Origin of the sequence: Cupriavidus gilardii (assembly GCF_008801915.1) — a bacterium.
Lineage (GTDB): Bacteria > Pseudomonadota > Gammaproteobacteria > Burkholderiales > Burkholderiaceae > Cupriavidus > Cupriavidus gilardii.
Map to the genome: position 1 here is coordinate 300010 of NZ_VZOV01000003.1, position 14733 is coordinate 314742.

The window sequence follows — 14733 nt, forward strand, 5'->3', positions numbered from 1 at the left end:
TTGCGAAACGGGGCCGCAGGGCCCGCCCGGCGGGGGGCCGTGGCCGCATACTGCCGCGCCCCGAAGGGGCTTTGCCGCTCGTTTGCGCCACTATGGCAAGTCACCTACAATCGGTGTCTCCCGTCCCACAACCCACAGAGACAGAACAATGGAACATACTCTCCCCCCGCTGCCGTACCCCCATGATGCGCTGGCCCCGCATATGTCCAAGGAGACCTTGGAGTTCCATCACGACAAGCATCATCAGACGTACGTCACCAATCTGAACAATCTGATCAAGGGCACGGAATTCGAGAACGCGACCCTCGAAGAGATCGTCAAGAAGTCCTCCGGCGGCATCTTCAACAACGCCGCTCAGGTGTGGAACCACACCTTCTTCTGGAACTGCCTGAAGCCGCAAGGCGGCGGTCAGCCGACCGGCCCGCTGGCCGACGCGATCAACGCCAAGTGGGGCTCGTTCGACAAGTTCAAGGAAGAGTTCACCAAGACCGCGGTCGGTACCTTCGGTTCGGGCTGGGCCTGGCTGGTCAAGAAGGCCGACGGTTCGCTGGACCTGGTGTCGACCTCGAACGCCGCCACCCCGCTGACCACCGACGCCAAGCCGCTTCTGACCTGCGACGTGTGGGAGCACGCCTACTACATCGACTACCGCAATGCCCGTCCGAAGTTCGTCGAGGCATTCTGGAACGTCGTGAACTGGGACTTCGTCAGCAAGAACTTCGCTGGCTGATCGACGACAGCGCGACTGTCCTTCGACGTGGCAAGGCCCTCCAACTGGAGGGCCTTGTTTTTTGCTGGACGCCATTCGACGACGGCGCTGTGGTTGCCGCGAAAGCGGGAATCCAGCGTCTTCGAAAGCCACTGGGTCCCCGCCTTCGGGGGACGACATGCCTGGGTCAGTTCAGGCTCGCGCCCGACTGCTTGACGATGCGCGCGTGCTTGTCCAGCTCGCTCTGGAAGAACGGCGCCGCCTGCTCCGGCGTGCTGCCGATGATCACCAGGCCTTGCGCGGCCAGGTTCTGCTGCACCGGCTTTTCATCGAGCGCGGCCTTGATCCTTGCCTGCAGGTCGGCCGCCTTGTCCTTCGCCAGGCCGGCCGGGCCGACGATCGCCAGCCAGGCGTCGAAGCTGTAGCGGGGCAGGCCGGACTCGGCCAGCGACGGCACGTCGGGCAGCATCGGAATGCGCTTCGGCGTCGATATCGCGATGGCCTTGAGCTTGCCGGCCTTCAGCTGCGGCAGCACGGCCGGCACCGTCAGGAAACCCATCTGCACCTGTCCGCCGAGCAGGTCGGTGGTGTAGTTGCCGGCGCCCTTGTACGGCACGTGGCGGACCTGAACCTTGGCCTCGCTGGCGAACAGTTCCGCGGCCAGATGCAGCACGGTGCCGTTGCCCGACGAGCCGTAGTTCAGCTGGTCGGGCTTGCTCCTGAGCAGCGCGATCAGTTCCTGCACGTTGTTGGCCGGCACCGAGGGATTGACCACCAGCACCAGCGGCAGCGTGCCGATCACCGTGATCGGCGTGATGTCGCGCAGCGAGTCGAACGGCATCGCGCGGTAGATCGCGGGATTGATCACGTGGTTCGACGACACCAGGCCCAGCGTCAGCCCGTCCTTGGGCGCGCGCACGATCTGCTGCGTGCCCGGGATGCCGCCGGCGCCGGCGATGTTCTCGATCACGATCGGATGGCCGAGCTGACGGCCCATCGATTCGCTGAGCGCACGCGCCACCGCGTCGGCCTGCGAGCCCGGCTGGGTCGGCACGATCAGCCGCAGCGGCTTGCCGTCGGCCGATTGCGCGCTGGCCGGCGCGGCCACCGACGCGGCGGCGATCGTCAGGGCCACGGTCAGCGCAGCGGTGCGGCGAAGGGGAAGGAAGGCGTGGCGCAGGCGGCCGACGGTGCGAAGGATGAGGGGCATGCTGTCTCCGTTGTCGCGTGGCGGGAACCTGTCGACGGTTCCTCTGCGCGCCAGTCTAGAGCGGCCAGCCTGCGGGAAAGAAATGCTGTTGCGACGGACCGGGTATCGCGTTCCGCGATATCGGTCCACAGAACGCCATCGGGGGCAACGGAAGTCAGCCGCGCTCGGACGTCAGCCGCCCTCGGAAGTCAGCCGCCCTCGGACGGCCCCGCCGGCGGCTCGGCCCGCAACGCCGCGATCAGCGCTTCCACCGCCCGCAGCCGCGGCGTCTTGCGCGGCGCGTAGACGCGCAGTTCGCGCTGCCGCCACGGCTCGTCCAGCGGCACGCGCACGAAGCCGCGTGTGCCGGCATAGGCCGTGGTCGCGCTATGCGGAATCACCGCCAGGCCCAGCCCCGCCTCGACCATCCGGCAGGCGGCCTCGAAGCTCGACACCGCCACGCTTTGCCGCATCGGCAGGCCCGCTTCGGCGGCGCGATCGCGCAGCTCGGTATCGAGCGCCCCGCCTTGCTGCACGATCACCAGCGGATACTGCAGGACCTCGGCGTAGCGCAGTCCCGTGCGCGCCGCCAGCGCATGGCCGGCCGGCAGCAGCACCATCAGCGGGTCCTGCGCGAAGTGCCACGATTCGAGCCCGCGCGCGCCGTCGATCGCCACGCCGACGCCGACGTCGGCATGATCGGCGAGGCAGGCGCGCAGCGTCTCGCTGGTGGAGCGCTCGTGCAACGCGATATCGACGTGCGGATGGCTGGCGCGGAAGGCGTGCAGCCGCTCGGGCAGGAAACCGACGATCGACGACGGGCTGGCCGACAGACGCACGGTGCCGGCCACCTGATCGCCGAGGTCCTGCACCTCGCGGGCGAACGCGGCGATGTCCTCGTTCAGCTTGCGGCCCAGTTCGAGCGCACGCACGCCGGCCTCGGTCAGCGCCACGCCGGATGGCGAGCGCACCAGCAGCGTCACGCCCAGGCTGCGTTCAAGGTCGGCGATCCGGCGGCTCAGCGCCGATTGCGCGATGTGTTCGGTTTCCGCGGCGCGCTTGATGGAGCCTTCCCGCGCGGCGGCGAGAAAGAGCTGGATGCTGACGGGGTCGATGCGGTGCATGAGCGGTGTATGGAAGCGGGGCTTCGTATCGGACGGCCGGCGCAAGTGTCCCGCAAAACCGTCGGGCGGGACAAGGCGGCCGGCCCGGCATGCCATTGTCTGCCGGGCCTGACCGCAGGTTTACCCGGATATCTCTGCCGAAGATAGCCCCGATGCCGCATCGGCGCTTGGCCGTCGCGCGGCGCAGCGCGTAGATTCGGTGATTTTCGGCACTACGTACTGTGCTGGTGCTTACCGACAAGACCGGAGAAGACCCGATGGACCGCCTGCAGATCGATGGCCGCATTCTGTTTCTTGCCGATTGCCCGCGGACCATCGAACGGCAGTTGCGCGGCGAGGCGCTGACGCTGGAGCAGGTCGGCGGGCTGCGCGACGATGTCTCGACCGACGAGATCACCCCGGTACCGATCCTGACCCATTTCGACGACCAGCTCGGGCGCTATCCCTATACCGGCTTTCGCGCGGGCGGCGCCCAGCCGATCGGCGCCGATGCGATCCGGCAGGGCGGCTTTGCCGTGACCGTCGCCGGCAACCGCTACGGCAAGGGCTCGTCGCGCGAGCACAGCCCGGCGGCCGAGAAACTGGCCGGCATCCGGCTGGTGATTGCCCGCAGCTTCGAGCGGATCTACCGGCAGAACGCCGACAATATCGGCCTGCTGACATCGACCGACTTCGGCCTGATTCCCCGGCTGCAGGCTGGCGAGGCGATTCCCCTCGAGGAACTGCTGGCCGGCCGCGATGCACTGGCGGCGCAGATCCTGCGCGAGGGCGGCCTGCTGCGCTTCGGCCAGCGGCATCTGCGGGGCCTCGCCGGAGACGGCGCGCCAGCGGTGCGGCCCACGCAGCCAACGCAGCCGGCCGCGGATCGGCCGCGCACGCTGTTCGAGAAGATCGTCGCCCGCCATGCGATCGCGACCGAAGTCACGCCGGCCGAACCCGCTCCGGGCGACGGCATCTTCGTGCGAGCCGACTGGCGCTTCATCCACGAGTACTACACCGGCATGGCGGCCCATATGCTGCATGCCGCGCTGGGCCGGCCGCTGGCATTGCACGCGCCCGAGCGCGTCGTCGTGTTCGAGGACCACACCTCGTATGTCGAGCAAAGCCCGGCCCATCTGCGCGGCGGCCTGGTGCGGAACGTCGTGCAGATGCGCGACGCCCAGCGGCGTTTCGTCGCGGACTACGCGCTGCGGTTCCACCGGACGTTGACCGAGGACGAGGCGCTGCGCGACGACGGCAGCAATGTCGCCGGCATCTCGCACGCGATGATGGCCGAGCATTACGCGCTGCCGGGGCAGCTGGTGGTCGGTACCGACTCGCACACGCCGCACAGCGGCGCGCTCGGCTGCGTGGCGTTCGGCGTCGGCACGACCGACATGGCCAACGCCTTCGTGACCGGCGCGGTGCGCATGACGTTGCCCGCGTCGTTGCGGATCGTGCTGGACGGTGCGTTGCCGGCCGGCGTGACGGCCAAGGACGTGGTGCTGCATCTGCTGGCCTTGCCGGCGATCCGTGGCGGCACGGGCGTTGGCAAGGTATTCGAGTTCACCGGTCCGGTGGTGTCGGCGCTGTCGACCGACGAACGCGCGACGCTGACCAATATGTGCGCCGAGCTCGGCGGCTTCACCGGCATCGTCGCGCCCGATGCGGAGACGGTGCGCTTCCTGAAGGACCGGCGCGGCATCGATTTCACGGTCGAGCCGTGGATGCATAGCGACGACGGCGCCGACTATGCCGCGACGATCCACGTCGATTGCAGCGGCCTGGCGCCGATGGTGGCGCGGCCGGGCGATCCCGGCAACGGCCTGGCGCTGTCCGGTCTGACCGAGCCGGTACGGATCGACATCGCCTACGGCGGCTCGTGCACGGCCGGCAAGCGCGAGGACTTCGACCACTATCATGCGGTGCTGCGCTGGGCCGCCGAGCGCGGGCTGCGGGTGCCGGCCGGCGTCACGCTGTATCTGCAGTTCGGCACGACGGCGGTGCGCGACTACTGCATCGCCCAGGGCTATCTGGAGGCGTTCGACGCGGTCGGCGCGACGATCCTGCAGCCTTCCTGCGGCGCCTGCGCGAACTGCGGGCCGGGTTCGTCGACGGCGGCCGAGCAGGTCACGGTCAGCTCGATCAATCGCAATTTCCCCGGCCGTTCGGGGCCGGGGCAGGTGTGGCTGGCCAGTCCGCCGACGGTGGCGGCCAGCGCGATTGCGGGGCGGCTGCTGTCGTTCGATGATTTGCGGGCGCAGTTCGGCGAGCCGCGGCGCACGGCGTAGCAGGGCGTCTTCAATTGCCGAAAAGCGCTGCCGTCTCCAGGAAGGCGGGGACCCAGTAGCGTTCAAAGACGCTGGGGTCCCGCTTTCGCGGGGACGGCGATCTGAGGCTTCAGACCCTCCGCATCAGGCTGCAGCGCGTTCGCCATCCTCGACAGCGCCGCCGCGATAACGCGCCATCAGCTCGGCGCGCCGCTGCGCCGCCTTGCGCATGCTCGCTTCCTTGACCGGCCCGAAGCCGCGGATATCGTCGGGCAGGTTGGCAAGGGCCAGGGCGGTGTCGAAACGATCGGCATCCAGGCTGCGCGCGAACTCGTCGACCATCGCCAGATACTCGTCCACCAGCCGCCGTTCCTCGCGGCGCTCGGCCGTGCGCCCGAAGGGGTCGAGCGGCGTGCCGCGCAGTCCTTTCAGCCTGGCGAGCAGCCGGAACAGCGTCATCGTGCGCGGGCCGAAGCGGCGCTTGGTGGGGCGCTTGAGCGGCCGGCCGTTGCGCGTCTCGCCGGACAGCAGCGGCGGCGCCAGCCAGAAGTTGAGCTGATAATCGCGGCCGGGCTCGCCGTCGAACTGCGCGCGCAGCTTGTCGAGGAAGGCCGGATCGGCGTACAGCCGCGCGACCTCGTATTCGTCCTTGTAGGCCATCAGCTTGGCCAGGTTGCGCGCAACGGCCTCGGTCAGCGGCAGCTTGCGGTCGGCGCCGAGCGCCAGCTCCGCCTGCCGTACCTTGTCGACGGCGGCCAGATAGCGCACGGCATAGGCGTCGTTCTGGTAGGCGCGCAGCAGCGCGGCGCGGTCCTGGATCAAGCGGTCGAGCGTCTGCGGAAGCGGCAGCACCTGCGTCGATGCCGCCCCGGTCTGGCGCGAAACGTTGCCGCTGCCGCCGAGCGCCGCGCTTACCGCCGTCTCGCCTCGATGCGCCAGCGCGCGGCCCCAGCCGAAGGCCAGCAGGTTCTTCTGCACGGCGACGCCGTTCAGCGTGATCGCGCGCGTCAGCGCCGCCAGCGACAGCGGCACCCAGCCGCGCTGCCACGCGAAGCCGAGCAGCAGCGGATTGGCGAAGATCGCATCGCCCAGCAGCCTGACGGCCCATGCGTTCGCGTCGATGAAGGCGCAAGCCTCGCCGACGTTGTCGCGCAGGTCCTGCTCGGCCGAGGCGCCGGGGAAGCGCCATTTCGGGTTGGCAATCAGGTCGGCGGTCGGCGTGCGCGCGCTGTTGATGGCCGCGGCGGTCACGTCGCGCCGGACCTTGGACAGCACCTCGGCCGAGGCCGACACGATCGCATCGCAGCCGATCACCAGCCTCGCTTCGCCCGTGGCGACGCGCGTGGCATGCAGCCCCTGCGGCGTGGCGGCGATCTGCACATGGCTGAGCACCGCGCCGCCCTTCTGCGCGAGGCCCGCCATGTCGAGCACCGTGACGCCCTTGCCTTCGAGATGCGCGGCCATGCCGAGGATGCCGCCGATCGTCACCACGCCGGTGCCGCCGACGCCGGTCACGACGATGCCGTAGGCCCGTTCCAGCGCCGGCAGCGTCGGCAAGGGCAGGGCGTCCAGATCGATCGCGTCCGACTTTCCCCCCGGCGTTCCGGCGGCCGCCGGCTTGCGCACCTGCGCACCCTCGGCCGTCACGAAGCTCGGACAGAAGCCGTTCAGGCACGAGAAGTCCTTGTTGCACGACGACTGGTTGATCTTGCGCTTGGTGCCGAGCTCGGTTTCCAGCGGTTCGACCGACAGGCAGTTCGACTGCACCGAGCAGTCGCCGCAGCCTTCGCAGACCGCGTCGTGGATGAAGGCGCGCCGCGCCGGATCGGGATAGTCGCCGCGCTTGCGCCGGCGGCGCTTCTCGGTCGCGCAGGTCTGGTCGTAGATCAGCACGGTGACGCCTGGCGTGTCGCGCAGGTGCCGCTGCACGTCGTCGAGCTGGTCGCGGTGATGCACGGCGATGCCGACTGGCAGCCCGCCGCCGCCGGCGTACTTGTCGGGTTCGTCGGTGACGACGACGATCTCGCGCGCCCCTTCGGCCAGCACCTGATGCGCGATGCGCGGCACGGTCAGCACGCCGTCGACCGGCTGGCCGCCGGTCATCGCCACCGCGTCGTTGAACAGCACCTTGTAGGTGATATTGGCCTTCGCCGCGATCGCCGCGCGGATCGCCAGCAGGCCCGAATGGAAGTAGGTGCCGTCGCCCAGATTGACGAACACGTGCTTCTCGTCGGTGAAATGCATCTGGCCGGTCCACGCCACGCCTTCGCCGCCCATCTGGCTGAAGGTGTCGGTATTGCGGTCCATCCACATCGCCATGTAGTGGCAGCCGATGCCGGCCAGCGCTCGCGAGCCCTCGGGCACGCGCGTCGACGTGTTGTGCGGGCAGCCCGAGCAGAACCACGGCTTGCGCTCGACCGACAGCCGCGGACGGGCCGCGTCGCGCTCCTTGGCCTCGATCAGCGCGACGCGCGCCGCGATGCGCGCGCGCACGTCGTCCGGCAGATCGGCCTTGTCGAGCCGGCGCGCGATCGCCTTGGCGATGATCGCCGGCGACAGCTCGTAGTGCGCGGGCAGCAGCCAGCTGCCGCGCGGCACCGACCATTCGCCGCCCTCGTTGTCGCGCTCGTCGAACTTGCCGAACACGCGCGGGCGCACGTCGTCGCGCCAGTTGTACAGCTCTTCCTTCAACGCGTATTCGAGGATCTGGCGCTTTTCCTCGACCACCAGGATCTCGTCGAGACCGGTGGCGAACTCCCGCGCGTCCTGCGCGTCGAGCGGCCACACGCAGCCGACCTTCATCACGCGGATGCCGATGCGGGCGCAGGTTTCATCGTCCAGGCCCAGGTCCGCCAGTGCCTGACGCACATCGAGATAGGCCTTGCCCGCGGTCATGATGCCGAAGCGCGCCCGCGGCGAATCGACGACCACGCGGTTCAGCCTGTTGGCGCGCACATAGGCCAGCGCCGCGTACCACTTGTGGTCCAGCAGCCGCGCTTCCTGCGCCAGCGGCGGATCGGGCCAGCGGATATTGAGCCCACCCTCGGGCATCGTGAAATCCTGCGGCAACACCACCTGGACGCGGTCCGGGTCGATCTCGACCGAGGCGCTCGACTCGACCACGTCGGTGACGCACTTCATCGCCACCCACAGGCCCGAATAGCGGCTCATCGCCCAGCCATGCAGGCCATAGTCCAGGTATTCCTGCACGGTGGACGGGTACAGCACCGGAATGCCGGCGGCGATCAGCACGTGCTCAGACTGGTGCGCGACCGACGAGGACTTGGCGGCATGGTCGTCGCCGGCCAGCAGCAGCACGCCGCCATGGGGCGCGGAGCCGGCGGAGTTGGCGTGCTTGAGCACGTCGATCGAGCGGTCGACGCCCGGTCCCTTGCCGTACCACATCGAGAACACGCCGTCGCGCTTCGCCCCCGGGAACAGGTTGACCTGCTGCGTGCCCCAGACCGCGGTGGCCGCCAGGTCTTCGTTCAGCCCGGGCTGGAACACCACGTCGCTGCCCGCCAGATGGGCCTTCGCCTGCCACAGCGCCTGGTCCAGCCCGCCCAGCGGCGAGCCGCGGTAGCCGGACACATAGCCGGCGGTATTGAGCCCGGCCGCGCGGTCGCGCGCCTTCTGCAGCATGGGCAGGCGCACCAGCGCCTGGGTGCCGCTCAGATAGACGCGGCCCTTGTCCACGGTGTACTTGTCGTCGAGGCTGACGTTGGCCAGCGCGTCGGCGAGGGCCTGTTGCTGCGCGGGCGAGAGCGGGCTGTTCATGGGGGGTGTCTCCGGCTGATGGCGATATCTCGCCGGCAAGGTCGGGCGGTATCGTTCGGTATGCGGTTCGTCGGTGCGCGCTTTCGATCTGCGGATCTGCGCGTTCTGGTATGCCGAACGAGTGTAGGAAAGCGCTTCGCTATCGTAAAATCACAAATTCAGAGCGCTGATATTTGGAAATCGCATGGCCGCCAGACCGCCCTCTCCCTCGCTTCCGACCGCCGTGACCGGCGGTGCGTCCCGCGACGCCAAGACGCGTCCGGCGCCGCTCGCCCGCGACATCACGCTGCGGCAGCTGCGTTATTTCCAGGCGGCCGCCGAGACCGGCCAGTTCTCGATGGCGGCCACGCGCGAGCACGTATCGCAGTCGGCCATCACCAATGCGGTGCTGGCGCTGGAGCAGCGCCTGGCCGTGCGGCTGTTCGACCGCCTGCCGCACGGCGTCGCGCTGACGGCCGAAGGGCACCGGCTGCTGCAGCGCGTGGCGGGCATTCTCGATTCGGTCGAGGACATGCTGCGCGAACCGTCGCTGCAGGGGCCGGGGCAGCAGGGCACGGTGTCGTTCGCCGCCTCGTACACGGTGCTGGGCTATCTGCTGCCGGCCTTGCTGGCGCGCTTTCGTTCGCACTATCCGGACATCGTGTTCGACCTGCGCGACCTCGATCGCGTCGAGATCGAGGAGGCGGTGCTGTCCGGCGAGATCGAGCTGGGCGTGGTGCTGCTGTCGAACGTCACGCGAGCGCAGCGCTTCGCGCACCGCACGCTGATCCGCTCGCGCCGGCAGCTGTGGGCCGCGCCGGGCCATCCGCTGATGCAGGGCGGCGCGCCGACGCTGAAGGAGGTGGCGGCGCACCCGTACATCCTGCTGACCGTCGACGAAGGCGAGACCTCGACGCTGCGCTACTGGAAGAGCAAGCGGCTGGCGCCGGACATCGCATTCCGCACCACGTCGATGGAGGCGCTGCGCGGGCTGGTGGCCCACGGCTTCGGTGTCACGGTGCTGTCGGACATGGTGTTCCGTCCGTGGTCGCTGGAAGGCAAGGAGATCGAGGCCCGGCCGCTGGCCGACGCCGTGCCGGACATGGAGGTCGGGCTGATCTGGCGGCGCGACGAGCCGCTGAGCGAGCCCGCGCAGCTGCTGCGGGATTTTCTGGTCTACGCTTGTGGAGCGCCGTGACAGCGTCCGGCTAGCGCTTTCACGGCTTTGACATACCGGACCGCTACGCTGGCGAACCGCCCGGCCACGGGCGCGGGCCGGGCTGCTGGCGTAGCGTCGTGCAGCACGATGGAGCGTGAAGGAGCGTGAGATGACCCCGAGCGAAGAAGAACTGGTACGCCGCATCCACCGCGAGGTGGCGGACCACTACGATGAGGAATTCGAGCTCGCGCTCGAGGATGGCGACGCGCAGGCGCTGCTCGATTCCGACTCGCTGCCCGGCGGCGCGGTCGACCGCGAAGCGCGCCGGCACTATTTCAAGGAACTGTTCCGTCTGCAGGGCGAGCTGGTCAAGCTGCAGAGCTGGGTGGTCGCCACCGGCCAGAAGATCGTCATCGTGTTCGAAGGGCGCGATGCCGCCGGCAAGGGCGGCGTGATCAAGCGCATCACGCAGCGGCTCAATCCGCGCGTCTGCCGCGTGGCCGCGCTGCCCGCGCCGAACGACCGCGAACGCACGCAGTGGTATTTCCAGCGCTATGTCTCACATCTGCCGGCGGCCGGCGAGATCGTGCTGTTCGATCGCAGCTGGTACAACCGCGCCGGCGTCGAGCGGGTAATGGGCTTCTGCACCGACGAGCAGTACGAGGAGTTCTTCCGCTCCGTGCCAGAGTTCGAGAAGATGCTGGTGCGCTCCGGCATCCGGCTGATCAAGTACTGGTTCTCGATCTCGGACGAGGAACAGGAGCTGCGCTTCCTGTCGCGGATCCACGATCCGCTGAAGCAATGGAAGCTCAGCCCGATGGACCTCGAATCGCGCCGCCGCTGGGAGGCCTATACCAAGGCCAAGGAAATCATGCTGGCGCGCACGCATATCCCCGAGGCGCGCTGGTGGGTCGTGCATGCCGACGACAAGAAGGTTGCGCGGCTGAACTGCATCCACCATCTGCTGACGCTGATTCCCTATCGCGAGATCGAGCAGCCGGAAATCGTGCTGCCCGAACGCCAGCGCAGCCACGACTACGCACGCCAGCCGGTGCCCGATGAGATGTGGGTGCCGCAGGTCTACGGTTCGCTGGGTTGAGCGCTGGGTCGGGCGCCGGCTTGACCGCCGGCTCGATCGCTAGCGCGGACGCTGCAGCCCGGGAAAGGCCTGCGGCAGCGTCAGCACGGTGCCGGTCAGCGTCGCGTCGTAGCCCGGCAGCGCATCGACGCGCTCGCGAAAGCCGCCGCTGGTCAGCGCGGCCACCGCATCGGCCAGCATCGGGCTCTGCAGCCGTTCGCGTTCGATCGCGAAGAAATAGCGTTCCTTGAGCACCGGCACGAACTCGAGTCCGAAGCGACGCGCGGCCGTTTCGACGCCGAAGCCGACATCGGCCATGCCGCTGCCGATATACGCGGCCACCGCGGCATGGGTGAATTCGCCATTGCTGTAGCCTTCGATCCGCGCGGGGTCGATGCCGCGCGCGCGCAGGATCAGGTCGAGCAGCAGGCGGGTGCCCGAACCGACCTGGCGGTTGACAAAGCGCACGTCGGGCCGCAGCAGGTCATCCAGCCGCGTGATCGCCTTCGGATTGCCGCGCGCGACGAACAGCCCCTGCGTGCGCACCGCCAGATGGATCAGGCAATGCCGCTCGGGATGCAGCCAGTGCGCGAAGCGCTCGAACGTCTCGGCCTCGAACTCGCCGATCGGCACATGAAAGCCCGCGATATCGCAGTCGCCGGCGGCCAGCGCGGCCACCGCTTCCAGGCTGCCGCAGTACTTCAGGTCATGGCGGACCTTGTGCTCGTCGAGAAAGTCGCGCAGCGCGGCGACCGCGAAGCCGTGGCTGGCATGCAGCCGCAGCGCGCTGACCGAGGCGTCGAGCACCTTCTTCAGTTCGATCTCCAGTTCCGATGCGAGGCTCTCCAGCGTCGGCGACAGCCGTGCGCCGATACGCTTGCTGGCCCAGACCAGCTGCTGCGACAGCGGCGTCAGCACGCTGCCGCGGCCGCGGCGCTTGTCGATCAACGGGCCGCCGAACAGCGACTGCGCATCCTCGAGCAGGCCCCAGGCATAGCGATATGACAGCCCGATCGCCTCGCACGATTGGCGGATGCTGCCGGTGCGTTCGATCTGGGCGAGCAGGGTGACCAGCCGCGAGACATCGAGCGGCGGGGCCCCGTTGCTGTCGTCGCGTACCTGCAGGTGCGGCTGGATGGCGATTCTCAACATAGGCGAAAAATAGCATATTGCCGCTCGCGTGCGCGCTGCCTATAGTCCCGGCATGGCAAAAAAACCCGGGGATTGGGCGCCGTTGGGCGCGCGAGGCGGCCGGGGTGGAGTCCCGACAATATGCAAAAAATAGCCTATTTGGAAGGCGCGGCATCCGAAAGCGCGGCTACGAAGGCGCCGGATGCCGAGGCCGCCGATCGCATCGCGGCGATCCTGCGCGCGCGCCAGCACCAGCCCGGCGCCTTGCTGCCGATCCTGCACGACGTCCAGGACGCTCTCGGCTTCGTCCCTGCCGATGCGGTGCCCGCGATCGCCGGCGCGCTGAACCTGTCGCGCGCCGAAGTCCATGGCGTGATCAGCTTCTACCACCATTTCCGCGACCGGCCCGCCGGGCGGCACGTGCTGCAGCTGTGCCGCGCCGAGGCCTGCCAGGCGGTCGGCGCGGATGCGCTGGCCGACCATGCGCAGCGCGAGCTCGGCTGCGGCTGGCACCAGACCAGCGCGGACGGCGCCATCACGCTCGAGCCGGTCTATTGCCTGGGCCAGTGCGCGGTGGGGCCGGCGCTGATGGCCGGCACCGAACTGCATGGCGGCGTGACACCGGCGCGGCTCGATGCCTTGCTGACCGCGCTGCGGCAGGGCGATGCCGGCTACGACGATGCGCGGCAAGACCGGGCCGCCTGCATGTCCGACGACGAGGTGAGCCGATGAACACGACATCGATGCCGATGACCGTCGCGCCGGTGACGGTGTTCGTTCCGCGCGACTCGACTGCGCTCGCCATGGGCGCCGAAGCGGTGGCGCGGGCGATCGCTGCGGAAGCCGGGGCGCGCGGCGAGCCGGTCCGTCTCGTGCGCAATGGCTCGCGCGGCATGTTCTGGCTCGAACCGCTGGTCGAGGTGCAGACGCCGGCCGGGCGCATCGCCTACGGGCCGGTCACCGCCGCCGACGTGCCCGCGCTGTTCGATGCCGGCCTGCTGCGCGGCGGCAACCATCCGCTGTGTCACGGCATGACCGAATCGATTCCGTTCCTGCGCGAGCAGGAGCGGCTGACCTTCGTCCGCATGGGCATCACCGATCCGCTGTCGCTCGACGACTATCTGGCGCACGGCGGCTATCGCGGCCTGACGCGTGCGCTGGCGATGGGCGGCGCCGACATCGTGCGCGAAGTCACCGAGTCGGGCCTGCGCGGCCGCGGCGGCGCGGCCTTTCCGACCGGCATCAAGTGGAACACGGTGCTGAAGGCGGACAGCGCCGTCAAATACGTGGTCTGCAATGCCGACGAAGGCGACTCCGGCACGTTCTCCGACCGCATGGTGATGGAGGGCGATCCCTTCATGCTGATCGAGGGCATGACGATTGCCGGCCTTGCGGTCGGGGCGGAACAAGGCTACGTCTACGTGCGCTCGGAATATCCGCATGCGATTGCGGTGCTCGAACGTGCGATCGCCATCGCCACGTCGGCTGGCTGGCTCGGCGGCGATATCCGCGGCAGCGGCCGCCGCTTTGCGCTGGAGGTGCGCAAGGGCGCGGGCGCCTATGTCTGCGGCGAGGAAACCGCGCTGCTGGAAAGCCTCGAGGGGCGCCGCGGCATGGTGCGCGCCAAGCCGCCGCTGCCGGCGATCCAGGGGCTGTTCGGCCGTCCCACGATCATCAACAACGTGATCTCGCTGGCGACCGTGCCGGTAATTCTTGCCGAGGGAGCGCAGCACTATCGCGACTTCGGCATGGGCCGCTCGCGCGGCACGCTGCCGTTCCAGCTGGCCGGCAATATCGCGCGCGGCGGCCTGGTCGAGAAGGCGTTCGGCGTCACGCTGCGCGAGCTGCTGTACGACTACGGCGGCGGCGCGCGCAGCGGCCGGCCATTGCGCGCGGTACAGGTCGGCGGTCCGCTTGGCGCCTATCTGAACGAAGCGCGCTGGGACGTACCGCTCGACTACGAGGCCTATGCCGCGTTCGGCGGCGTGGTCGGCCACGGCGGCATCGTCGCGTTCGACGACACCGTCGACATGGCGCGGCAGGCGCGCTATGCGATGGAATTCTGCGCGGTCGAGTCCTGCGGCAAATGCACGCCGTGCCGGATCGGCTCGACCCGCGGCGTCGAGGTCATCGACAGGCTGATGGCCCAGCCCGACCCCGCGCAGCGCACGCAGCAGGTGCGGCTGGTGCGCGATCTGTGCGACACGATGCTGCACGGCTCGCTTTGCGCGATGGGCGGCATGACGCCGTATCCGGTGCTGTCGGCGCTCGACGGCTTTCCCGAGGACTTCGGCCTGCCGCCGTTGCCGGCGCGGGCCGCATGAGCCCCGCCCGAGCT

10 protein-coding genes are annotated in these 14733 nt (G+C 69.1%); 6 read left to right on the forward strand and 4 right to left on the reverse strand.

Annotation, left to right across the window (positions count from 1 at the left end; translation table 11 throughout):
• The first annotated feature begins 148 nt into the window (after positions 1 to 148).
• Positions 149 to 730 (forward strand): superoxide dismutase, encoded by a 582-nt coding sequence (locus tag F7Q96_RS06980; RefSeq protein WP_053822315.1) that lies wholly within the window; start codon positions 149 to 151, stop codon positions 728 to 730.
• Positions 731 to 896: 166 nt separating this feature from the next.
• Here the strand turns inward: F7Q96_RS06980 and F7Q96_RS06985 are convergent, their stop codons facing one another.
• Both F7Q96_RS06985 and F7Q96_RS06990 read right to left on the reverse strand, forming a co-directional pair.
• A complete protein-coding gene (locus F7Q96_RS06985; protein ID WP_053822314.1) occupies positions 897 to 1919 on the reverse strand; it encodes a tripartite tricarboxylate transporter substrate binding protein in 1023 nt (340 codons plus the stop codon).
• A gap of 188 nt (positions 1920 to 2107) precedes the next feature.
• Complete coding sequence (locus tag F7Q96_RS06990) at positions 2108 to 3022, reverse strand: LysR family transcriptional regulator (protein ID WP_053822313.1); 915 nt, start codon at positions 3020 to 3022, stop codon at positions 2108 to 2110.
• 257 nt (positions 3023 to 3279) lie between these two features.
• On the opposite strand from F7Q96_RS06990, the gene F7Q96_RS06995 reads away from it, so the two are divergent.
• Positions 3280 to 5292, forward strand: coding sequence for an aconitase family protein (locus F7Q96_RS06995; RefSeq protein ID WP_053823173.1), 2013 nt, complete (start codon positions 3280 to 3282; stop codon positions 5290 to 5292).
• A gap of 123 nt (positions 5293 to 5415) precedes the next feature.
• On the opposite strand, the gene F7Q96_RS07000 is transcribed toward F7Q96_RS06995, so the two are convergent.
• The gene (locus F7Q96_RS07000; RefSeq protein WP_151022294.1) at positions 5416 to 9048 is read right to left on the reverse strand and encodes an indolepyruvate ferredoxin oxidoreductase family protein; all 3633 of its coding nucleotides are present in this window, start codon (positions 9046 to 9048) and stop codon (positions 5416 to 5418) included.
• A gap of 184 nt (positions 9049 to 9232) precedes the next feature.
• Between F7Q96_RS07000 and F7Q96_RS07005 the strand changes: the two genes are divergently transcribed.
• Both F7Q96_RS07005 and ppk2 read left to right on the forward strand, forming a co-directional pair.
• Positions 9233 to 10225, forward strand: coding sequence for a LysR substrate-binding domain-containing protein (locus tag F7Q96_RS07005; RefSeq protein ID WP_226994757.1), 993 nt, complete (start codon positions 9233 to 9235; stop codon positions 10223 to 10225).
• 130 nt (positions 10226 to 10355) lie between these two features.
• The gene (gene ppk2, locus F7Q96_RS07010; RefSeq protein WP_053822312.1) at positions 10356 to 11285 is read left to right on the forward strand and encodes a polyphosphate kinase 2; all 930 of its coding nucleotides are present in this window, start codon (positions 10356 to 10358) and stop codon (positions 11283 to 11285) included.
• A 39-nt stretch (positions 11286 to 11324) separates the two neighbouring features.
• On the opposite strand, the gene F7Q96_RS07015 is transcribed toward ppk2, so the two are convergent.
• A complete protein-coding gene (locus F7Q96_RS07015; protein WP_151022296.1) occupies positions 11325 to 12416 on the reverse strand; it encodes a substrate-binding domain-containing protein in 1092 nt (363 codons plus the stop codon).
• A 120-nt stretch (positions 12417 to 12536) separates the two neighbouring features.
• Between F7Q96_RS07015 and F7Q96_RS07020 the strand changes: the two genes are divergently transcribed.
• Complete coding sequence (locus F7Q96_RS07020; RefSeq protein ID WP_053822311.1) at positions 12537 to 13127, forward strand: formate dehydrogenase subunit gamma; 591 nt, start codon at positions 12537 to 12539, stop codon at positions 13125 to 13127.
• Positions 13124 to 14719: a formate dehydrogenase beta subunit gene (locus F7Q96_RS07025; RefSeq protein ID WP_193392487.1), complete on the forward strand. Its 1596-nt coding sequence runs from the start codon at positions 13124 to 13126 to the stop codon at positions 14717 to 14719. The genes F7Q96_RS07020 and F7Q96_RS07025 overlap by 4 nt, the downstream gene beginning before the upstream one ends.
• The last annotated feature ends 14 nt before the right edge of the window (positions 14720 to 14733 follow it).

Excerpts from the sequence above, each read along its gene's own strand:
- F7Q96_RS06980 (WP_053822315.1), top strand. The coding sequence starts at position 149 with ATGGAACATACTCTCCCCCCGCTGCCGTACCCCCATGATGCGCTGGCC.
- F7Q96_RS06985 (WP_053822314.1), bottom strand. The coding sequence starts at position 1,919 with ATGCCCCTCATCCTTCGCACCGTCGGCCGCCTGCGCCACGCCTTCCTT.
- F7Q96_RS06990 (WP_053822313.1), bottom strand. The coding sequence starts at position 3,022 with ATGCACCGCATCGACCCCGTCAGCATCCAGCTCTTTCTCGCCGCCGCG.
- F7Q96_RS06995 (WP_053823173.1), top strand. The coding sequence starts at position 3,280 with ATGGACCGCCTGCAGATCGATGGCCGCATTCTGTTTCTTGCCGATTGC.
- F7Q96_RS07000 (WP_151022294.1), bottom strand. The coding sequence starts at position 9,048 with ATGAACAGCCCGCTCTCGCCCGCGCAGCAACAGGCCCTCGCCGACGCG.
- F7Q96_RS07005 (WP_226994757.1), top strand. The coding sequence starts at position 9,233 with ATGGCCGCCAGACCGCCCTCTCCCTCGCTTCCGACCGCCGTGACCGGC.
- ppk2 (WP_053822312.1), top strand. The coding sequence starts at position 10,356 with ATGACCCCGAGCGAAGAAGAACTGGTACGCCGCATCCACCGCGAGGTG.
- F7Q96_RS07015 (WP_151022296.1), bottom strand. The coding sequence starts at position 12,416 with ATGTTGAGAATCGCCATCCAGCCGCACCTGCAGGTACGCGACGACAGC.
- F7Q96_RS07020 (WP_053822311.1), top strand. The coding sequence starts at position 12,537 with ATGCAAAAAATAGCCTATTTGGAAGGCGCGGCATCCGAAAGCGCGGCT.
- F7Q96_RS07025 (WP_193392487.1), top strand. The coding sequence starts at position 13,124 with ATGAACACGACATCGATGCCGATGACCGTCGCGCCGGTGACGGTGTTC.